The 19,322-nt window shown below is 71.7% G+C and carries 18 protein-coding genes; 13 read left to right on the top strand and 5 right to left on the bottom strand.

Annotated elements, in window-relative coordinates; all coding sequences use genetic code 11:
* Positions 1 to 449, bottom strand: a 449-nt coding sequence (locus G6048_RS17820; RefSeq protein WP_165340537.1) for a hypothetical protein, incomplete at its 3' end; no start/stop codon positions are given.
* A 402-nt stretch (positions 450 to 851) separates the two neighbouring features.
* Here G6048_RS17820 and fmt point away from each other — a divergent pair.
* The 3 genes from fmt (at position 852) to G6048_RS17805 (ending at position 4,176) form a co-directional block, all read left to right on the top strand.
* A complete protein-coding gene (gene fmt, locus G6048_RS17815) occupies positions 852 to 1,787 on the top strand; it encodes a methionyl-tRNA formyltransferase (protein ID WP_165340536.1) in 936 nt (311 codons plus the stop codon).
* Between the two features lie 63 nt (positions 1,788 to 1,850).
* Complete coding sequence (locus G6048_RS17810; RefSeq protein ID WP_165340535.1) at positions 1,851 to 3,281, top strand: RsmB/NOP family class I SAM-dependent RNA methyltransferase; 1,431 nt, start codon at positions 1,851 to 1,853, stop codon at positions 3,279 to 3,281.
* Between the two features lie 73 nt (positions 3,282 to 3,354).
* Complete coding sequence (locus tag G6048_RS17805; protein ID WP_165340534.1) at positions 3,355 to 4,176, top strand: TylF/MycF/NovP-related O-methyltransferase; 822 nt, start codon at positions 3,355 to 3,357, stop codon at positions 4,174 to 4,176.
* A gap of 31 nt (positions 4,177 to 4,207) precedes the next feature.
* Here the strand turns inward: G6048_RS17805 and G6048_RS17800 are convergent, their stop codons facing one another.
* Entirely contained in the window at positions 4,208 to 6,409 is a 2,202-nt protein-coding gene (locus G6048_RS17800; protein WP_165340533.1) for an MMPL family transporter, read from the bottom strand.
* A 239-nt stretch (positions 6,410 to 6,648) separates the two neighbouring features.
* Here G6048_RS17800 and rpe point away from each other — a divergent pair, with 239 nt between their 5' ends.
* The 4 genes from rpe to G6048_RS17780 all read left to right on the top strand — a co-directional run bounded on the left by rpe (position 6,649) and on the right by G6048_RS17780 (position 9,477).
* Positions 6,649 to 7,335 carry a ribulose-phosphate 3-epimerase gene (gene rpe / locus G6048_RS17795; protein ID WP_165340532.1) on the top strand — a complete coding sequence of 229 codons (687 nt, stop codon included), beginning with the start codon at positions 6,649 to 6,651 and terminating at the stop codon, positions 7,333 to 7,335.
* Positions 7,336 to 7,424: 89 nt separating this feature from the next.
* The gene (locus G6048_RS17790; protein WP_165340531.1) at positions 7,425 to 8,468 is read left to right on the top strand and encodes a sugar-binding transcriptional regulator; all 1,044 of its coding nucleotides are present in this window, start codon (positions 7,425 to 7,427) and stop codon (positions 8,466 to 8,468) included.
* A gap of 101 nt (positions 8,469 to 8,569) precedes the next feature.
* A complete protein-coding gene (locus tag G6048_RS17785; RefSeq protein ID WP_165340530.1) occupies positions 8,570 to 8,911 on the top strand; it encodes a barstar family protein in 342 nt (113 codons plus the stop codon).
* A 104-nt stretch (positions 8,912 to 9,015) separates the two neighbouring features.
* Positions 9,016 to 9,477, top strand: coding sequence for a nuclear transport factor 2 family protein (locus G6048_RS17780; protein WP_165340529.1), 462 nt, complete (start codon positions 9,016 to 9,018; stop codon positions 9,475 to 9,477).
* Positions 9,478 to 9,552: 75 nt separating this feature from the next.
* Here G6048_RS17780 and G6048_RS17775 read toward each other — a convergent pair whose 3' ends face one another.
* From G6048_RS17775 to G6048_RS17765, 3 genes are read right to left on the bottom strand one after another with little or no spacing between them, the layout of a single operon-like run.
* Positions 9,553 to 10,458, bottom strand: a complete 906-nt coding sequence (locus tag G6048_RS17775) for an MBL fold metallo-hydrolase (protein ID WP_165340528.1) — start codon at positions 10,456 to 10,458, stop codon at positions 9,553 to 9,555.
* Positions 10,455 to 10,991, bottom strand: coding sequence for a flavin reductase family protein (locus G6048_RS17770; RefSeq protein WP_165340527.1), 537 nt, complete (start codon positions 10,989 to 10,991; stop codon positions 10,455 to 10,457). Before G6048_RS17770 ends, G6048_RS17775 begins: the two co-directional genes overlap by 4 nt.
* A gap of 20 nt (positions 10,992 to 11,011) precedes the next feature.
* A complete protein-coding gene (locus G6048_RS17765; protein ID WP_165340526.1) occupies positions 11,012 to 11,797 on the bottom strand; it encodes an SDR family NAD(P)-dependent oxidoreductase in 786 nt (261 codons plus the stop codon).
* A gap of 217 nt (positions 11,798 to 12,014) precedes the next feature.
* Here G6048_RS17765 and G6048_RS17760 point away from each other — a divergent pair, with 217 nt between their 5' ends.
* The 6 genes from G6048_RS17760 to G6048_RS17735 all read left to right on the top strand — a co-directional run bounded on the left by G6048_RS17760 (position 12,015) and on the right by G6048_RS17735 (position 19,283).
* Positions 12,015 to 13,223, top strand: coding sequence for a CaiB/BaiF CoA transferase family protein (locus G6048_RS17760; RefSeq protein ID WP_165340525.1), 1,209 nt, complete (start codon positions 12,015 to 12,017; stop codon positions 13,221 to 13,223).
* A gap of 96 nt (positions 13,224 to 13,319) precedes the next feature.
* Positions 13,320 to 14,441: a DegT/DnrJ/EryC1/StrS family aminotransferase gene (locus G6048_RS17755; protein WP_165340524.1), complete on the top strand. Its 1,122-nt coding sequence runs from the start codon at positions 13,320 to 13,322 to the stop codon at positions 14,439 to 14,441.
* Between the two features lie 25 nt (positions 14,442 to 14,466).
* Positions 14,467 to 15,531, top strand: coding sequence for a glucose-1-phosphate thymidylyltransferase (locus tag G6048_RS17750; protein WP_165340523.1), 1,065 nt, complete (start codon positions 14,467 to 14,469; stop codon positions 15,529 to 15,531).
* The gene (gene rfbB, locus G6048_RS17745) at positions 15,528 to 16,565 is read left to right on the top strand and encodes a dTDP-glucose 4,6-dehydratase (RefSeq protein WP_165340522.1); all 1,038 of its coding nucleotides are present in this window, start codon (positions 15,528 to 15,530) and stop codon (positions 16,563 to 16,565) included. The genes G6048_RS17750 and rfbB overlap by 4 nt, the downstream gene beginning before the upstream one ends.
* Before the next feature lie 29 nt (positions 16,566 to 16,594).
* Complete coding sequence (cimA, locus tag G6048_RS17740; RefSeq protein ID WP_165340521.1) at positions 16,595 to 18,217, top strand: citramalate synthase; 1,623 nt, start codon at positions 16,595 to 16,597, stop codon at positions 18,215 to 18,217.
* A gap of 31 nt (positions 18,218 to 18,248) precedes the next feature.
* A complete protein-coding gene (locus G6048_RS17735) occupies positions 18,249 to 19,283 on the top strand; it encodes a ketoacyl-ACP synthase III family protein (protein WP_165340520.1) in 1,035 nt (344 codons plus the stop codon).
* Positions 19,284 to 19,322 lie beyond the last annotated feature (39 nt).

Genomic DNA, 19,322 nt, shown 5'->3' with positions numbered 1-19,322 from the left:
GAGCGGGCCGCGGGGACCGTGGGCACCCCTGCGTTGACGGGGGCCGTGCGGGAGCCCGATGGTTCCGTGGCGCGCTCGGCCTCGGCGGCGGCCTGGGCGGCGGCGCGGCGTGCGCCGTAACGGCGGTGTACCGCCTGTTTGGTGACTCCGAGTGCGGAGCCCACCGCGTCCCACGAGAAACCCAGTGAGCGATCGAAGTCCACGGCGGCGGTGACCAGGGTTTCGACACTGTCCCGCAGCTCCTGGGCGAGGCGGACGGTCGGGGCGGGGGCGCGTCCGTAGACGACGAAGCCTGTGGACGGGCCGGAGCGGCGCGGGCGGTAGACGTTGCCCAACTGGGCGGTGAGCGTGCGCAGTGCGTCCACCTGCCGGCGGACCCGCTCGATGTCCCGCACCAGCAAGTGCAGGCTGGCGCGAGCCTGGGCGTCGTGGGTTGCGTGGTCGGCCATGAACAAGCCTCTCGAACCGGCGTTGAAGTTGAAAAGGATCGGGCCGCTGGTGCGGCCCGTTGTGGTCAACTCTTTCTTGACCCAACGCCTTTACGCTCTGCTGGTCACGGGTGGGGGCGTGTGCGTGTGTTCGTGCGCTCCCTGGGGGGTGGGGGTGCGCTGTTCGGCTCGCCTTCGGCTTCGCCGGGTTTCGTCTCCCACTCGCGCACCGCCCGTTTCCAGTGGAGAGAGGGGTGGGCGTCTCCTGTGGGGTGCTTCGCCGTTGGCGGCTTTCCCGCCGTGGGCACGGGACCAGCGGCTTTCCCTCCGTAGTCGTGGGAGCTGCGTCCTCGCTCGCCGTCCGCCGCCATAGACTTGTGCGTTGCCCGCTTCCACCCTCGCCCGAGAGGCCTGAACCAGCCCATGAAGCTCGTCTTCGCCGGTACGCCCGAGGTCGCCGTTCCCGCTCTGGATGCTCTGATCGCCTCCGGGCGGCATGACGTGGTCGCCGTCGTCACGCGGCCCGACGCGCCGGCCGGGCGGGGGCGGCGGCTGGTCGCGAGTCCGGTCGCCGAGCGGGCCGAGGAGGCGGGGATCGAGGTGCTGAAGCCCGGGAAGCCGCGGGAGCCGGAGTTCCTGGAGCGGCTGCGGGAGATCGGGCCCGACTGTTGCCCGGTCGTCGCGTACGGGGCGCTGCTGCCCCGGGTCGCGCTCGACATCCCCGCCCACGGCTGGGTCAATCTGCACTTCTCGCTGCTGCCCGCCTGGCGGGGGGCGGCGCCCGTGCAGCACGCGGTGATGGCGGGGGACGAGATCACGGGTGCGTCCACGTTCCTGATCGAGGAGGGGCTCGACTCCGGGCCCGTGTACGGGACCGTCACCGAAGAGGTGCGGCCCACCGACACCAGTGGGGATCTGCTGACGCGGCTCGCTTTCGCGGGCGCCGGGCTGCTCGTCGCGACGATGGACGGGATCGCGGACGGCACGCTCAAGGCCGTACCGCAGCCGTCGGAAGGCGTCACGATCGCGCCAAAGATCACTGTCGAGGATGCGGAGGTCGACTGGTCCGCGCCCGCGCTGCGCGTCGACCGGGTGGTGCGAGGATGCACCCCGGCACCCGGCGCCTGGACCGTCTTCCGCGGTGAGCGGCTCAAGCTCATCCAGGCCGCGCTCGTGCCCGAGCGCACGGACCTCGCGCCGGGCGAGACGTCCGTCGCCAAGAACAACGTGTACGTCGGCACCGGCTCGCATGTCGTCGAACTCCTGTGGGTCCAGGCCCAGGGCAAGAAGCCGATGCGCGCGGCGGACTGGGCACGCGGGGTACGGATCGCCTCCGGAGAACGGGTCGGGGGCAAGTAAGGGCGAGGAGAGGGCGACGTACGCTGGAGGAGTAGCCCTTCCAAGATCCGGAGCACCTTTTACGTGAACGAGCAGGACCGTCGTCGTCGCCCGCAGGGGAAGCCGCACCGTCGTCCCAAGAAGGACCCCGTGCGGATGCTCGCCTTCGAGGTCCTGCGGGCCGTGGACGAGCGGGACGCGTACGCCAATCTCGTCCTGCCCCCGCTGCTGCGGAAGGCGCGGCAGAAGGGGGACTTCGACGGGCGGGACGCGGCGCTGGCCACGGAGTTGGTGTACGGAACGCTGCGGCGGCAGGGGACGTACGACGCCGTCATCGCGGCCTGTGTGGACCGGCCGTTGCGTGAGGTCGACCCTCCCGTGCTCGATGTGCTGAGCCTTGGTGTGCATCAGCTGCTCGGTACGCGGATTCCCAGCCATGCCGCCGTGTCCGCCTCCGTCGAGCTCGCCCGGGTCGTACTCGGTGACGGGCGGGCCAAGTTCGTCAACGCCGTTCTGCGGAAGGTCGCGCAGCACGACCTCGACGGGTGGCTGGAGCGGGTGGCGCCGCCGTACGACGAGGATCCCGAGGAGCATCTCGCCGTCGTGCACTCGCATCCCCGGTGGGTCGTCTCGGCGCTGTGGGACTCGCTCGGGGGCGGGCGCGCCGGGGTCGAGGAGCTCCTCGCTGCCGACAACGAGCGGCCCGAGGTGACCCTCGTCGCCCGGCCCGGACGCGCCACGGCCGAGGAGATTCGTGACGCACTCGATGACGAGGCAGCGTTGCCCGGACGCTGGTCGCCGTACGCCGTGCGGCTCTCCGAGGGCGGCGAACCGGGCGCCATCGACGCCGTACGCGAGGGCCGGGCCGGCGTCCAGGACGAGGGCAGCCAGCTGGTGGCGCTCGCCCTCGCCAACGCGCCCCTCGAGGGGCCCGACCAGAAGTGGCTCGACGGCTGTGCGGGGCCGGGCGGCAAGGCGGCGTTGCTCGCCGGGCTCGCCGCCGAGCGGGGGGCCGTGCTGCTCGCCGCCGAGAAGCAGCCGCACCGGGCCGGGCTCGTGGCCAGGGCGCTCGCCGGGAACCCGGGGCCGTACCAGGTGATCGCCGCCGACGGACTGCGTCCGCCGTGGCGGCCCGGCTCCTTCGACCGGGTCCTGATGGACGTACCGTGCACGGGACTCGGCGCCCTGCGCCGCCGCCCCGAGGCCCGCTGGCGCCGCCGCCCCGACGACCTGGACGACTTCGCACCGCTCCAGCGCGGACTGCTGCGCACGGCGCTCGAATCGGTACGGGTCGGCGGGGTCGTCGCCTACGTCACCTGCTCTCCGCACCTCGCCGAGACCCGCGCGGTCGTCGACGACGCCCTCAAGCAGAACGACGGCTCCGCCGAACTGCTCGACGCCCGGCCGCAGTTGGCCGGCGTACCGGCGTTGGGCGACGGCCCCGACGTACAGCTGTGGCCGCATCTGCACGGAACGGACGCGATGTATCTGGCGCTGATCCGCCGGACCGGCTGACGCATGTAGGCGTGTGCGGGTACGTGGCGGCGGTGAAGCTGCCGGTTTCTGGTTCGGGACGTACGTTGCCTTTATGACGTGGCGTAAGAATGTCAATGACACCTTGAGGCGGTTCAGCGGCTACGAACTCCGTCGCTCGAGCCCCGCATTGTCCCGGAACAGCTCCCCGCAAAGCTCTGTGCAGAGGGCCCCGCAGAGAACGGATTCGGCTCCCGGCATCACATTCCCCGCCGATTACGACGACATGGCGAGGGACATCATTCGGGCCGTTTCCCCTTACACGATGACCTCGCCCGAACGGCTCAATGCCCTGATTCTGGCCACCCGTCACGTGAGCCGGCACAGCATCGCCGGTGACATCGTCGAGTGCGGAGTGTGGCGGGGCGGCAGTATGCAGGCGGCCGCCCGCACCCTGCTCGGCCTGCATGACACCGAGCGGCACCTGTACCTCTTCGATACGTTCGAGGGCATGCCGGCGCCGACCGACAAAGACCTGCGCCGGGACGGGGAGCCCGCCGCGGATCTGCTCGCCCGACAGGACCGGAGCCGACCGATCTGGGCCGTCGCCACCTTGGAGGACGTAAAAGAGGGCTTCGACGGGATTCCGTACCCCGGTGATCGCGTGCATTTCGTTCAGGGGCTTGTGGAGGACACCATTCCCGCCGAGGCGCCCGAGCGGATTTCGATCCTGCGGCTCGACACCGACTGGTATGCCTCGACGCGGCATGAACTGGAGTACCTCTACCCGCGGTTGGTCAGCGGCGGTGTTCTCCTCATTGACGACTACGGCTGGTGGCAGGGGTCGAAAGCCGCCGTGGACGAATTCCTGGAGAAGACCGGCGCGCGGCTTCTCCTGCTCCGCATGGACGAAGGCCGGATCGCGGTCAAGCCATAAGGCGTCGGCCGGAGGGGCGCCGGAGGGGCTGCTACTCGGATGGTCCGCCCGGCCGCGACGCCGGTTCCGGAGTGCCACTGACCGTCGTCGGCGCCGGCGCCCCGCTGTCCTCCCGGGCCAGTCGGTGCGGCCACCACACCTTCGGGCCGACGTCCAGGAACAGGGACGTGACCAGGATCGAGCGGACGATGAACGTGTCGAGGAGGACGCCGAGGGCCACGGCGAAGCCGATCTCCGCGAAGGCCACCATGGGGAGGGTGCCGAGGGCGGCGAAGGTGCCGGCCAGGACCAGGCCCGCCGAGGTGATGACGGCGCCGGTCGCTGCAAGGCCGGTCACCACGCCGGGGCGGGTGCCCTGCCGGGCCGCCTCCTCGCGGATGCGGGTGGTCAGGAAGATGTTGTAGTCGATGCCCAGCGCCACCAGGAACACGAAGACGAAGAGCGGGAAGTCCGTCGCCTCGCCCGCGTAGTCGAAGAGGTGACGGAACGCGAGCGCACTGATCCCCAGCGCGGCGGCGAACGACAGCACCACCGTGCCGATCAGCAGGAGTGGAGCGATCAGGGCGCGCAGCAGGGCGCAGAGGATCAGCAGCACGACCACGAGCACCAGCGGGATGATCAGGATGTTGTCGTGGGTCGTCGCCTCGTCCATGTCGAGCAGAGCCGCCGTGCCGCCGCCCACCTGGGCGTCCGCGTCGGGCACCGCGTGCACGGCGTCCCGTACCCGCTCCACCGTCTCCTTCGCGGCCTCGCTGTCCGAGGGTGCGGTCATCGTGGCCTCGAAGATCACCCTGCCCTCGAACTGCGGTTTCGCGCCCGGTGGCAGGCCGAGGGACTCCGGTACGACGCCGGACGTGCCCGCGACGGCCCGGCCGACTTCTCGGGCCTGCGCCTGGTTGCTGATGACGACGAGCGGATCGCCGCTGCCCGCCGGGAAGTAGCGTGCGGACACCTCCTGGCCGACGATCGAGTCGGGTTTGTCGGTGAAGGCGTCGGCGTTGCTGAGCCCCTCCGCGCGCATCTGGATCAGGCCGAGCGACAGCAGCGCGAGCGCCGCCGCCGTGACGCCCCAGATCATGCGCGGGCGGCGGGCTATACGGCGGCCCATGCGGGCCCAGACGCCGCGTTCGGTCGGGTCGGGCGCGCCGAAGTGGGGGATCACCGGCCAGAAGATCCAGCGGCCGAAGATCACGAGCAGGGCCGGGAACAGGGTGAGCATCGCGAGCAGCGCCACCGCGACGCCGATGGCGGCGACCGGGCCGAGGCCGCGCGTCGAGTTCATCTCGGCGGCGAGCAGCACCAGCATGCTCAGCACGACCGTGGCGCCGGACGCGAGCACCGCGGGACCCGCCCGGTGCAGAGCCAGCGCCATGGCCTCGTGGCGGTCCTCGTGGCGGCGCAGCTCCTCCCGGTAGCGGGCGACCAGGAGCAGGGCGTAGTCCGTCCCGGCGCCGAACACCAGGACTGTGAGGATGCCCGCGCTCTGGCCGTTGACGGTCAGGCCCGCGTTCTCCGCCAGGAAGTAGATCAGCGCCTGCGAGGTGAACAGCGCGACGATCACCCCGAGCAGCGGGACGAAGAGCAGTGTCGGGCTGCGATAGGTGAGCAGCAGCATCACGATGACGACGGTCATCGCCGAGAACAGCAGCGTCGAGTCGATGCCCTCGAAGGCCTCGGAGAAGTCCGCGGACGTACCGCCCGGGCCCGTGATGTGCACGGCAAGGCCGTCGCCGCCCTCACCGACGTCCGCACGGATCGAGTCGACCGCGGGCGCGATCCGCTCCCAGCCCTTCTCGTCCATCGTGATCGGCACGAAGACCTGGGCCGCACGGGGATCGGCGTCCCGGTCGAACGTCGGGCCTCGGGTCTCCGCCCCACGGATCCCGTGCTCGCGCAGCTCCTTGAGCCGGCTCACGTCCTCCGCGATCTGCGTCCGGTCCTGTGCCGTGAGGCCGCTCTCGCGGGCGTACACGACGATCGCGGGGATCTGCTCCGGCCTGAAGTCCTCGGAGGCCTCCAGGACCTGGGTCGACTCCGCGGAGCCGGGCAGCCAGGACGCCGCGTCGTTGTCCTGGGCGTCGGTGAGCTTCTGCGCGAACGGCGCCGTGAGCAGCAGCACCACCACCCACAGCGCCACCACCAGCCACTTGGCCCGCCGCCCGCAGACCAGGTGCGCGATGCCTCGCTTCGGCCGGTCCCGTACGTCCTTCTGCCCGTCTGGTACGTCCGTCATGGCCACCCCCACAGCCGCTTCTGGAGCCGACTGGCCGCCAAGCATGGCACGGTCGAACGGGGAGCAACACCCGCAGAACGGACTAGGTGGCCATACGTCCCTTCAGGGGCGCGGTGCTGCGACAGTGGCGGCTCCGCAGCGCGGGCGCGAGTAGCCACACGCGCCCCGGGGCTTCGGTGCCGCCGTCCCCATTCAGGACCGATGCCGCCAAGCCCCGCAGGGCATGGCAGGCTTAGAGCATGGCCGTGCAGATCAACCCCAGCATCTTGTCCGCCGACTTCGCCCGCCTCGCCGAGGAGGCGCAGGCGGTCGAGGGGGCCGACTGGCTCCATGTGGATGTGATGGACAACCATTTCGTCCCGAACCTCACGCTCGGTGTGCCGGTCGTAGAGTCCCTGGCGCGTGCTACGGACACGCCGCTGGACTGCCATCTGATGATCGAGGACGCCGATCGATGGGCGCCTCAGTACGTGGAAGCGGGTGCCGGTTCCGTCACCTTCCATGTGGAGGCGGCCGCCGCTCCGGTGCGGCTCGCCCGCGAGATCCGGGCCAAGGGCGCCCGCGCCTCGATGGCTCTCAAGCCGGCGACGCCGATCGAGCCGTACGAGGATCTCCTCGCCGAACTCGACATGTTGCTGATCATGACCGTCGAGCCGGGCTTCGGAGGCCAGGCGTTCCTCGACATCATGCTCCCCAAGATCCGCCGGACCCGCGAGTTGATCTCCAAGCACGGCCTCGAGCTCTGGCTCCAGGTCGACGGCGGGGTCTCGGCCGAGACCATCGAGCGCTGTGCCGAGGCCGGGGCCGATGTCTTCGTGGCGGGTTCGGCGGTGTACGGCGCGTCGGACCCGGCCGGAGCGGTACGTGCGTTGCGCAGCCAGGCGGAGGCGGTGATGGCCCAGGCGGCCTGGGCGTGCGGCCACTGAGCCACCACCAGGCCAAGGGAACGTGAACGCCGCCCATCAGGGCTGATCAAGGACGCCGGATCTGCGAGGATGAGCGGCGAATCCAGAGTGTGAACAGCAGTGAGGAGATCGCCGTGTCGGGTATGTCGGCGGGCCGGTCAGCCATGCGGATGGGACCCGCTGAGCTGGTGCAGGCGGCGGCCATGGCCCGCCGCTTCTACCTCGAGGGCAAATCCAAGATTCAGATCGCCGAGGAGTTCGGCGTCAGCCGCTTCAAGGTGGCGCGGGTCCTGGAGACGGCTCTCGAACGGGATCTGGTCAGGATCGAGATCCGTGTCCCAGCCGAACTGGACGCGGAGCGCTCCGACGCGCTGCGCGCCCGTTACGGCCTCAGGCACGCCGTCGTGGTGGAGTCCCCGGCCGACGCCGAGGAGTCGCCCGACCCGGAGAACCTCGGCGAAGTGGCCGCCGACCTGCTCGGCGAGCTGGTCACCGAGGGCGATGTGCTCGGCCTCGCCTGGGGCCGGTCCACCATCCACATGGCGGCTGCGCTCGACCGGCTGCCGCCGTGCACGGTGGTGCAGCTGACGGGGGTGTACGACGCCGGGACGGCCGAGCGCGGCTCGGTCGAGGCCGTGCGCCGGGCCGCCCAGGTCTCGGGTGGCGACGCCCACCCCATTTACGCGCCGATGCTGCTGCCGGACGTGGCCACCGCCGCCGCGCTGCGCAACCAGACGGGGATCGCCCGCGCCTTCGAGTACTTCGACAAGGTGACGGTCGCCTGTGTGTCGATCGGCTCCTGGGAGGCGGGCATCTCCACGGTGCACGACATGCTCACCGACGAGGAGCGCTCGCACTACGCCTCGCTCGGTGTCGCCGCCGAGATGTCCGCGCACCTCTTCAACTCCGAGGGCCGTCGCGTCGGCCGGGACCTGGGGGAGCGGTGCATCACGGTTGAGGCCGACCGGTTGCGGCGTATCCCCGAGGTCGTCGCGATCGCGGGCGGGCAGCGCAAGGCGGCCGCCATCGACGCGGTGCTCCGCTCCGGACTGGTCACCAGCCTGGTGACCGACACATCGGCCGCGGACCATCTCATGACGACGGGGCCCGCGCCGCGTCCGGCCCTGGACCGGGCCGACCCCGACGGGCCCTGATCCCTCGCGGCCCGTGGGCGGCTCGACCGCCGACGGGCCGCTCTCTTTTCCCGTACGAGTCTTGACGAGTGACGAGTCTTTCGAGGCAGGGCGGTACCGAGATGACGGACGACGACGTGGCGGACCGCCTCGTGGTCACGCTGGACCTCGCCGGAGTCGCGGACAAGGCGGGCTTCATGGAGCGCTGCGTACGCGCCCTGGAGCTGCCCGACTGGTTCGGCCGCAACTGGGACGCGCTAGCCGACAGCCTCACCGACCGCTCCGTGTGGCCCGCGGACGCCGCCGAGCGCGGCTTGCTGCTCGTCGTCACGGACTGGCGTACGTACGCCAAGGCCCGGCCGGACGAGTGGGAGATCGCGCAGGACGTGTTCGCCGAGGCCGCGGACCGGCTGCCCGGTCTCTCCGTGCTGCTGGTGCTGGGCGGAACCGGCCAGAAGCACTGACCCGGGCCACGGCGCCGAGCCGCGCTCCAGCGGCGCTGCAGCCGGGTTCGGCAGCTTGGACTCCATCGCGCGGCCATGAGGGCAGCGTCTCGAGAGGAGTTGCCATGCCTCAGCCGGTCGGGACACTCCGGCACCAGGTCACCGGAGATGTCTACGCCGAGGTCCAGACCTTCTACGCCCAGCAGATGCGGCGAGTCGACGCACTCGACATCGAGGGGTTCGCGGACACCTTCACCGAGGACGGGGAGGTCGTGCACGCGGGCGGTCAGCGCCAGCGCGGCCGGGCGGAGATGCTCGCCGGAATGCGGGCGAGCCTGCCGCGGTACCGGGACATCGCCGTACGGCACTGGTTCGACCACCTGCTGATCGAAAGCGACCCCGCGGACGAGGACGTCCTGCACGTCTCGTACTACACCCTCGTCACCCAGACCGACCGCGAGGGCCAGGTCACCTTCCAGCCGACGTTCACCGTCGACGACGTGCTCGTCCGGGTCGACGGCAGGCTCCTCACCCGGTCGCGGGTCATCCACCGGGACGCGCCCGTCGAACCGCCCGCCGCCTCCTGAAGCCGAACACCCCGCGTACGGCCCGGCCCCTGAAGAGGGAACCGGGCCGTACGCGGGGTGTTGTGGTGGTTCCTCTCAGGCGTGGCACGGGGGCAGCCCGCCGTGGAAGGCGACCATCTCCCGGAAGGACGCCAGCACATCGATGCGCGCGCCCTCGGCGAGTCCGTCGAGCTCGGCGTAGGCGCGGTGCAAGTTCCCGACCAGCCGCTCGGAGTCGACCAGACCGGCGAACTCGCCCAGGTCCGCCTCCTCGGCCGCCCGCAGCGGGGTCAGTCCCCTGCGTACGCCGTCCTGCGCCAGCTCCTGCAGCCGGCGCAGGTACGCCTCGGTCTCGTCGAGCAGCTCGGCCCCGCCGACCGGGCCATGACCCGGTACGACCGTCCTCGCCCCGAGCGACCGCAGCCGGGCCAGGGCGCGCAGCGAGCCCGTGATCGACCCCATGAGGACGTACGGGGTGACGCCCGACCACACGACATCACCGGTGAAGAGGACGGCGCGCTCGGGCACCCAGGCCACCACGTCGCCGGGGGTGTGAGCGGGGCCCACATGGAGCAACTCGACGCGCAGGTCGCCCGCGTGCACGGTGAGCGCGTCGCCGAAGACGACCGAGGGCAGCGTCAACGGCGTCTCCCCCCACTTCACGTCCGGCCACAGTCCTCGCAGGCCGAGCCCGGCCTCCGCCGCGTCGGTGTGGCAGCTCTCGTGCGCCACGACGACGGAGCGCGGTGTGAACTGGCTGTTGCCGAAGGTGTGGTCACCGTGGAAGTGCGTGTTGACCACGTAGTCGGGACCGTCCGGTACGAGTTGCTCGACCTCCTCGCGCAGCCTCCGGGCGCGGGCCTCGGTGGCCGCCGTGTCGACCAGTACGCTGCGCTCCGCGCCGACGACCAGACCGGCGTTGTTGAGACACCATCCGCCGTCCGGCTGCACGAACGCGTACACGCCCTCGGCGACGGGACGCAGTGACGCCGGCGCCGTCATGCCGCGGCCCGGGTGCCGAGGAGCAGCCCGGTGAAGGCGCCCTGGTGGAAGACGAGCGGGTCCGGGCCGGTCTCCGAGGCGACGAGCGCCACGACCCGGGCGATGAGCAGGGTGTGGTCGCCGGCCGGGTGCTCCGCGTCCAGGACGCACTCGAAGTACGCCTCCGCGGAGGGGATCACCGCGTTGCCGGTGATCCCCTCGACCGCGTCCAGGCGCCGCATCGCCGCGGTCCCCGCCGGGCGGTCGGGACGGCAGAACTCCCGGGCCAGGTCCCGGTGGTGACGGCTCAGCAGATTGACCGCGAAGCTGTGCGTCCGGGCCACGCGGGGGCGTATCCGGCCGTCCGCCTTGACGGAGACCAGGATCAGCAGCGGGTCCAGGGACACCGACGTCAGGCTGTTCAGGGTGATCACACTCGTACTGTCGCCGCTGCCGTGCGTGAGCAGGGTGACGCCGGTGGGGAAGCGGCCCATGGCGGCGCGGAACGCGGCCGTGTCGGGTGGCCCGAGCAGGGCGGCCGCTGCTTCCTTCATCGTGTCCGTCTCCGCTCGCATCAGTAGTTGCCCAGCCCGCCGCAGACGTTGAGTGCCTGTGCGGTGATCGACGCCGCCACGTCGGAGACGAGATAGCCGACGAGGCCGGCGACCTCCTCGGGGGTGGAGTAACGGCCCAGCGGAATCTTCGCGTTGAACCTGTCCTGGATCTCCTGCTCGCCCACGCCGTAGTGGGCGGCATAGCCCTGGCGGACCCGCTGTGCCATCGGCGTCTCGACATAGCCGGGGCAGACGGCGTTCACCGTGATGCCGGTCTGCGCGAGCTCCTTGCCCACGGCCTTGGTGAAGCCGATGACTCCGTGCTTGGACGCGGAGTACGGGGCGGCCAGCTCGACGCCCTGCTTGCCTCCCGTGGAGGCGATGTTGACGATCCGGCCCCAGTCGCCGTCCCGCATCAGGCCGGTGCTCAGCACCTCCCGGGTGACGCGGAAGGTGCCGTTGAGGTTGGTGTCGATCACGCTGTCCCACAGTGCGTCCTCGAGCTCGGCCGTGACCCCGCCACCGCCGCGCCCCGCGTTGTTGACCAGCACGTCGATCCGCCCGTACCGGTCGACGGCCTCCCGTACGGCGGCCCCGATCTGGTCCACGGACGTCACGTCGCACACCGTGCCGGAGACCTCGAGTCCCTCCCCGCACAGCCGCTTCACCGTCGTACGCACATCCTCCGCGCCCCGTGCGACGCCGAACACGGCATGGCCCCGCGAGGCCAGCAGCTCGGTCACCGCCAGGCCGATCCCGCTGGTCGCTCCGGTGACGAAGGCGACCCGTCGTCCCGTGTCTGTCATGGTGCTCTCCCGTCGGTCGTCGTCCGCGTGAGGCGACGGTGGCGGCGGGTCCTTGCGCGGTTCTCGACTCGGCCTTGAACGGCCGCCGTTCGAGCCGCCTTTGCGGGCAGGTGCTTCAGGGCGCGGGAGCGCCACTTGAGGCGTTCTGTAGAGGCGCTCCCCATCGTCTGTAGAGCCGCTCCCCACCGTCTGTAGGAGCCCTCCCTACCGTGCCCGCATGCTGATCACGCCACCCGAGAGCTCCCGCGCCGGCGGACCCCTGAGCGGTCTGCGCGTCGTCGAACTGGCCGGGATCGGCCCCGCCCCCTACGCCTGCATGCTCCTCGCCGACCTGGGCGCCGACGTCGTACGCATCGACCGGCCCGGCGGCGAGCGGCCCTTCGGCAGCTGGCATCGGGTGCTGGACCGGGGGCGGCGCTCGATGGCGCTGGACCTCAAGCACCCCGACGGCGTCGAAACGGTACTGCGCCTCGTGGCCCGCAGCGATGTGCTCGTCGAGGGCTTCCGGCCGGGCGTCACCGAGCGGCTCGGTCTCGGACCGGAGTGCTGCGCGCGGCGCAATCCCGGGCTCGTGTACGCCCGGATGACCGGGTGGGGCCAGGACGGACCGCTCGCCCTGACCCCCGGGCACGACATCAACTACCTTGCCCTCAGCGGCGCCTTGCACGCCATCGGCCCGGCGGGCGGGCCGCCGGTGCCGCCGGTGAATCTGCTCGGCGACTTCGCAGGCGGCGGACTGTTCCTTGTCTGCGGCATCCTCGCCGCCCTCCACGAACGGCGGCGCTCCGGAGCTGGCCAGGTCGTCGACACCGCGATCACGGACGGCACGGCGTCCCTGCTCGGCATGCTCCTCGGCATGGCGGACGCGGGGGAGTGGGAGCACGACCGGGGCCGCAATCTGCTGGACGGGGGAGCCCCGTACTACGGCGTGTACGCCTGCGCCGACGGCGGGTATGTCGCGGTCGGCGCGCTGGAGGAACGCTTCTACCGTGCGCTGCTCGACGGTCTCGGCCTGGACGCCGACCGGTTGCCCGACCGCACCGACCGGGACAGCTGGCCCGCGCTGCGAAAGGCCATCGCCGCCCGGTTCGCCAGCCGCGGCCGGGACGCGTGGGCGGCGGTCTTCGACGGCACCGAGGGCTGCGTGACCCCCGTGCTGACCGTCACCGAGGCCGCCGTCCACCCGCACCACCGGGCCCGCGCCACATACCAGCACAGCAGCGAGGGCACGCAGCCCGCACCCGCGCCGCGGTTCGGCCGTACGCCCGCGGCGACGCCCCCGCCCGCGCCGCGCCCCGGCGAGCACACCCGCGACGTGCTCGCCGAGTGCGGCTGGTCCGGCCCCGACGTGGAGCGACTGCTGCGCACGGGCGCCGCCACCGACGGCCGGGCGGCCCCCAACCGGGCGGCGCCCACCCGCACTTGAGCGAGACCCGACTGCCGCGCCACACATTGCGGGCGCCGGACACCTGGCATCCGGCGACGGACTTCTCCAACGGATCTGATGGAGGCTGACTCACCCATGACCACCCACGTCTGGGACTACCTGCCGGAGTACGAGACCGAGCGGAAGGACATCCTCGACGCCGTCGAGACCGTCTTCGGCTCCGGCCGGCTGGTCCTCGGAAACAGCGTCCGGGGCTTCGAGGAGGAGTACGCCGCCTGGCACGGCGTACGGCACTGCACCGGCGTCGACAACGGGACGAACGCCCTCAAGCTCGCACTCCAGGCGCTCGGCGTCGGACCGGGCGACGAGGTGATCACCGTCTCCAACACGGCCGCGCCGACCGTCCTCGCCATCGACGCGACCGGCGCCACCCCCGTGTTCGTCGACGTCCGCGAGAGCGACTTCCTCATGGACACCGACCAGGTCGCCGACGCCATCACGCCCCGCACGAAGGCCCTGCTCCCCGTCCACCTCTACGGCCAGTGCGTCGACATGGCGCCGCTGACCCGGCTCGCCGAGCGGCACGGCCTGAAGGTCCTGGAGGACTGCGCCCAGGCTCACGGGGCGCGCCACCACGGGCAGTTGGCGGGCACGATGGGCGACGCGGCCGCGTTCTCCTTCTATCCGACCAAGGTGCTGGGCGCCTACGGCGACGGGGGAGCGGTCCTCACCGACGACGAGGACGTCGACCGCAGGATGCGCCGACTGCGCTACTACGGCATGGAGAGCACGTACTACGTCGTCGAGACCCCCGGCCACAACAGCCGGCTCGACGAGGTGCACGCCGAGATCCTGCGCCGCAAGCTGACCCGCCTCGACGCGTACATCGAGGGCAGGCGCGCGGTGGCCCGCCGTTACGAGGAGGGCCTCGCCGACCTCGCGGGACCCGGCGGCCTGATCCTGCCGGCGGCCAACTCCGGCAACGAGCACGTCTATTACGTCTACGTCGTCCGGCACCCGCGGCGCGACGCGATCATCGAGGCGCTCAGGCGCCACGACATCGAGCTCAACATCAGCTATCCCTGGCCGGTCCACACCATGACCGGCTTCCAGCACCTCGGCTGCCCGAAGGGCGCCCTGCCGGTCACCGAGCGGCTCGCGGATGAGATCTTCTCGCTGCCCATGTACCCGTCGCTGCCGCGTACGACCCAGGACCGGGTGATCAGCGCGCTCCGCGAGACGCTGACCGCCCTCTGAGGAGCCCGACGATGGAGGTCCGACGATGAAAGCACTCGTGTTGGCGGGAGGGACCGGCAGCAGGCTGCGTCCCTTCAGCCACTCCATGCCCAAACAGCTCATGCCGATCGCCAACAAGCCGGTGCTGGTCCACGTCATGGAGGATCTGCGGAGCCTCGGTGTGCGGGAGGCCGGAGTCGTGGTCGGCGACCGGGGCGGCGAGATCGCCGCCGCCCTCGGCGACGGCGCCGCGCTCGGTCTGCGCCTCACCTACATCCGGCAGGACGTGCCCCGCGGGCTCGCCGACTGCATCGCCGTCTCCCGGGACTTCCTCGGTGCGGACGACTTCGTGATGTACCTGGGCGACAACGTGCTGACCGAGGGCGTCAAGGACATCGCCGACGAGTTCCGCGCCCACCGCCCCGCCGCCCAGCTGGTCGTGCACCCCGTGCCCGACCCCCGGGACTTCGGCGTGGCGGAGACGGACGCCACCGGCCGGGTGCTGCGGCTGGTGGAGAAGCCGCGCCACCCGCGCAGCGACCGGGCCGTGATCGGCGTGTACTTCTTCACCCCCGCCATCCACGAAGCGGTCGCCGCCATCGAGCCCAGCGCACGCGGCGAACTCGAGGTCACCGACGCCATCCAGTGGCTGGTCGCACGCGGCCACGACGTGCGCGCCCGGCTCTACCGGGGGTTCTGGAAGGACACCGGCAAGGTCGAGGACGTACTGCACTGCAACCGCAGGCTGCTCGACCGGCTGAAGCCGTCCGTCGTCGGCGAGGTCGACGGCACCAGCGAACTGCTGGGCGCCGTCGTCGTGGAGGAGGGTGCCCGGATCGTCCGCTCGCGGATCACAGGACCCGCCGTCATCGGCGCCGGCAGCACGGTGGAGGACAGCCACATCGGTCCGTACACCGCGATCGGGCGGGACTGCGTGCTCGGCGCGGCGGGCGTCGAGGACTCGATCATCCTGGACGGCGCCCGGGTGCACCGCGTCAGCGGGGTGCACGGCTCGGTCGTCGGCCGGGACGCCACTGTGTCCGCCGAAGCCCACACCGGCGGCAGCCGGCTCGTGGTCGGGGACCACTCCAGCGTGGTGGTCGCCGCATGAGGGTCTTCGTGACGGGAGGCGCCGGCTTCATCGGGTCCCACTACGTCCGCACGCTCCTCGACAGCCGCCACCCGGGCTTCGAACAGGCGCGGGTGACCGTCCTCGACAAGCTGACCTACGCCGGCAACCGGGCCAACCTGCCCCCCGACGGCCCACGGCTCACCTTCGTCGAGGGCGACGTCTGCGACCGTACGCTCCTGTTCGACCTGCTCCCCGGCCACGACGTCGTGGTGCACTTCGCCGCCGAGTCGCACGTCGACCGGTCGCTGGTCAACGCCTCGGCGTTCATGCACACCAACGTCGCCGGCACCCAGACCCTGCTGGACGCCTGTGTCGCCGCCGGTGTCCAGCGCGTCGTGCACATCTCCACCGACGAGGTGTACGGATCGATCGATGAGGGCTCCTGGACCGAGGAGTCGCCCCTGCTGCCCAACTCCCCGTACGCCGCCTCCAAGGCCGCCAGCGACCTCGTCGCCCGCTCGTACTGGCGCAGCCACGGACTGGACCTGTCCATCACCCGCTGCTCCAACAACTACGGGCCGTACCAGCACACCGAGAAGCTGATCCCCCTGTTCGTCACCAACCTCCTGGACGGGCAGCCGGTCGGCCTGTACGGGGACGGCAGCAACGTACGCGAATGGCTGCACGTCGACGACCACTGCCGGGCCGTCCAGCTCGTCCTCACCCGCGGCCGGCCCGGCGAGGTCTACAACGTCGGCCGCGGCAACGAGCGCACCAACCGGCAGATGGCCGACCTGCTCGTCGGCCTGTGCGGCGCCGTCCCCGGCCTGGTCCGCCCGGTTCCCGACCGCAAGGGCCACGACCTGCGCTACTCGCTCGACGACCGCAAGATCCGCGACGAGCTGGGCTTCGAGCCCGCGGTGCCGTTCGAGCAGGGCCTCGCCGACGTCGTGACCTGGTACCGCGACAACCCCGACTGGTGGCGGCCTCTCAGGGACACCGCGCATCGACTGCCGCTCCAGAACTTCCCGAGCCCGTCACCCGACGGTGACCCGACCACAGCCGCCGTGTGACGCATCGGCGGCACGAGCAAGGAGGGGCGATGGCCGAAGAGAGCCTGCAGCTCTACGACACGACCCTGCGCGACGGCAGCCAGCGGGAGGGCATGGCCCTGACGGTCGACGAGAAACTGGCCGTCGCCCGGCACCTGGACGCCCTCGGTGTGGGCTTCATCGAGGGCGGCTGGCCCGGCGCCGTACCGCGGGACACCGAGTTCTTCCGCCGGGCCCGTACCGAACTCCGGCTCCGGCACGCCCAGTTGACGGCGTTCGGCGCCACCCGCAAGGCCGGCGCGGTGGTCTCCGCCGACCCGCAGGTGCGGGCCCTGCTGGCCGCCGGTACGCCCGTCATCACCCTGGTGGCCAAGAGCCACACCGGACATGTCGAGCGCGCGCTGCGCACCACCCTCGCCGAGAATCTGGCGATGATCGGCAGCACCGTACGGCATCTGGTGCACGCCGGACGGCGGGTCTTCCTCGACGCGGAGCACTACTTCGACGGCCACCGCCTCAACCGCGAGTACGCCCTCGCCGTGGTCCGCACCGCCGCCGAGGCCGGTGCCGAAGCCGTCGTCCTGTGCGACACCAACGGCGGTGCCCTGCCGGACCAGGTGCGGCAGACCGTGGCCGACACGATCGCCGCGACCGGCGTCCCGGTCGGCATCCACTGCCACGACGACACCGGCTGCGCTGTCGCCAACACCATGGCCGCCGTGGACGCCGGAGCCACCCACGTCCAGGGCACGGCCCACGGCTACGGCGAACGCTGCGGCAACGCCGACCTGTTCACCCTCATCGGCAACCTCGCCCTCAAGCAGCACCGGCACGTCGTGGAGCCCGCACAGCTCGCCCGGCTGACCGCCACCGCACGCGCCATCACCGAACTCACCGGCATCCCACCCCGGACCGCGGCCCCCTACGCCGGCGCCTCCGCCTTCACCCACAAGGCGGGCCTGCACGCCTCCGCCCTGCGCGTGGACCCCGGCCTGTACCAGCACGTCGACCCGGACCGTGTCGGCAACACCATGCGCGCCCTCGTCTCCGACATGGGCGGCCGTTCCTCCGTCGAACTCAAGGCGCGGGAACTCGGCTACGAGGTCACCGCAGGGTCCGCCGAGGTGGCCCGCGCCGCCGCCCGCATCAAGGACCTGGAGAGCGACGGCTACAGCTTCGAGTCCGCGGATGCCTCCTTCGAGCTGCTGCTCCGCGAGGAGCTGGCGGGCCGAGTCCCCGAGCCGCCGTTCCAGGTCGACTCCTGGGAGGTCGCCGTCGCGGGCCGGCCCGGGGAGGTCCGTACCGAAGCCTCCGTCAGCCTGCGGGTCGACGGCGTCCCGCTCACCGCGACCGGCCACGGCAACGGACCCGTCAACGCCCTGGACCGGGCCCTGCACCAGGCACTCGACCCGTACTTCCCGCAGCTCGCCCGGCTGGAGCTGGTCGACTACCGGGTCCGCGTCCTCACCGGCGAGACCGGCAGCGGCGCCGCCACCCGCGTCCTCGTCTCCTACCGCGACGGCGAACGCCGCTGGGGCACCGTCGGCGTCGACCAGAACACGGTCACGGCCAGTTGGCACGCCCTGCTCGACGCGGTCCGCTACGCCCTCCTCGACGAGGTGTGCGCCGGCCGCCCCGCCGAGTCCCCCGCACCGTCCCTCGCCCCGGCCTGAACAGGCCGGACGACCGCCGACCGGAGCAGTCATGCGCGTGCAAGACATCCACATCCGCGGGACCGGGGTACGGCTCCCCGGCTCGGTGACCGTCGCCGACGCCGTCGCGTCCGGGGCCTGTTCGCCCCGGGTCGCCGCGGCGACCAGCATGGAGTCGGTGGCCTACTCGCCCGACGAGTCGGCCGCCGAGATGGCCGCCGCCGCGGCCCGTACCGCACTGCGCCGGGCCGGCTCCGCGCCCGAGGACGTCGACCTTCTCCTGCATGCCGACACCTACCACCAGGGCCAGGACCTGTGGCCCGTCGCCTCCTACGTCCAGCGCGAGGCACTGGGCAACACCTGCCCCGCCCTCGAGATCCGCCAGATGTCCAACGGCGGCCTCGCCGCCCTCGACCTCGCCACCGCCTACCTCACCGCGGGCCACGGCAGCTGCGACGCCCTGCTGACCACCGGCGACCGGTTCTGCGAGCCCGGAATCGACCGGTGGAACACCGACCCCGGCACGCCCTACGCCGACGGTGCGAGCGCCCTCGTGCTCTCCCGCCGCGGCGGCTTCGCCCGGCTGTGCTCCCTGGCCGTGCTCGCCGACCCCGAGCTCGAACCGCTGCACCGCGGCGACGAACCGTTCACCAAGGCCCCGCTCAGCCACCGCGTGCCCGTGGACTTCGAGGCAGCCAAACGCTCCTTCGTCGGCCGCGTCGGCATGTCGTACGCCATCACACGCGCCCACACCGGACAGCAGACCGTCATCAAGCAGGCCCTCGCCGACGCCGCTATGGAACTCGCCGACGCCGACTGGGTGCTCCTGCCCCACTTCGGCCGCCGCCGCCTCGACGCCATCTACTACCGGCCCTTCGGCATCGACCCGTCCCGCACCACCTGGGAGTGGAGCCGCACCGTCGGGCACCTGGGCGCGGGCGATCAGTTCGCGAGCCTGGACCACCTCGTCACCTCCGGCCGCGCCCGGCCCGGCGACCGCTGCGTGATGGTCAGCGTCGGGGCCGGCTACAGCTGGGGCTGCGCCGTACTGGAGTTCACCGAACCACCCGGCCTACACATCGACTGAACCTGGTCCACTCCGGCTCGAGTCCTCTTCGAGCCCCTC

The sequence above is a fragment of the Streptomyces ureilyticus genome, from assembly GCF_011045025.1.
Taxonomy (GTDB): Bacteria; Actinomycetota; Actinomycetes; order Streptomycetales; family Streptomycetaceae; genus Streptomyces; species Streptomyces ureilyticus.
This window is presented reverse-complemented; position numbering and strand designations above follow the sequence as displayed.

Excerpts from the sequence above, each read along its gene's own strand:
- fmt (WP_165340536.1), top strand. The coding sequence starts at position 852 with ATGAAGCTCGTCTTCGCCGGTACGCCCGAGGTCGCCGTTCCCGCTCTG.
- G6048_RS17805 (WP_165340534.1), top strand. The coding sequence starts at position 3,355 with ATGACGTGGCGTAAGAATGTCAATGACACCTTGAGGCGGTTCAGCGGC.
- G6048_RS17800 (WP_165340533.1), bottom strand. The coding sequence starts at position 6,409 with ATGACGGACGTACCAGACGGGCAGAAGGACGTACGGGACCGGCCGAAG.
- rpe (WP_165340532.1), top strand. The coding sequence starts at position 6,649 with ATGGCCGTGCAGATCAACCCCAGCATCTTGTCCGCCGACTTCGCCCGC.
- G6048_RS17785 (WP_165340530.1), top strand. The coding sequence starts at position 8,570 with ATGACGGACGACGACGTGGCGGACCGCCTCGTGGTCACGCTGGACCTC.
- G6048_RS17780 (WP_165340529.1), top strand. The coding sequence starts at position 9,016 with ATGCCTCAGCCGGTCGGGACACTCCGGCACCAGGTCACCGGAGATGTC.
- G6048_RS17775 (WP_165340528.1), bottom strand. The coding sequence starts at position 10,458 with ATGACGGCGCCGGCGTCACTGCGTCCCGTCGCCGAGGGCGTGTACGCG.
- G6048_RS17770 (WP_165340527.1), bottom strand. The coding sequence starts at position 10,991 with ATGAAGGAAGCAGCGGCCGCCCTGCTCGGGCCACCCGACACGGCCGCG.
- G6048_RS17765 (WP_165340526.1), bottom strand. The coding sequence starts at position 11,797 with ATGACAGACACGGGACGACGGGTCGCCTTCGTCACCGGAGCGACCAGC.
- G6048_RS17760 (WP_165340525.1), top strand. The coding sequence starts at position 12,015 with ATGCTGATCACGCCACCCGAGAGCTCCCGCGCCGGCGGACCCCTGAGC.
- G6048_RS17755 (WP_165340524.1), top strand. The coding sequence starts at position 13,320 with ATGACCACCCACGTCTGGGACTACCTGCCGGAGTACGAGACCGAGCGG.
- G6048_RS17750 (WP_165340523.1), top strand. The coding sequence starts at position 14,467 with ATGAAAGCACTCGTGTTGGCGGGAGGGACCGGCAGCAGGCTGCGTCCC.
- rfbB (WP_165340522.1), top strand. The coding sequence starts at position 15,528 with ATGAGGGTCTTCGTGACGGGAGGCGCCGGCTTCATCGGGTCCCACTAC.
- cimA (WP_165340521.1), top strand. The coding sequence starts at position 16,595 with ATGGCCGAAGAGAGCCTGCAGCTCTACGACACGACCCTGCGCGACGGC.
- G6048_RS17735 (WP_165340520.1), top strand. The coding sequence starts at position 18,249 with ATGCGCGTGCAAGACATCCACATCCGCGGGACCGGGGTACGGCTCCCC.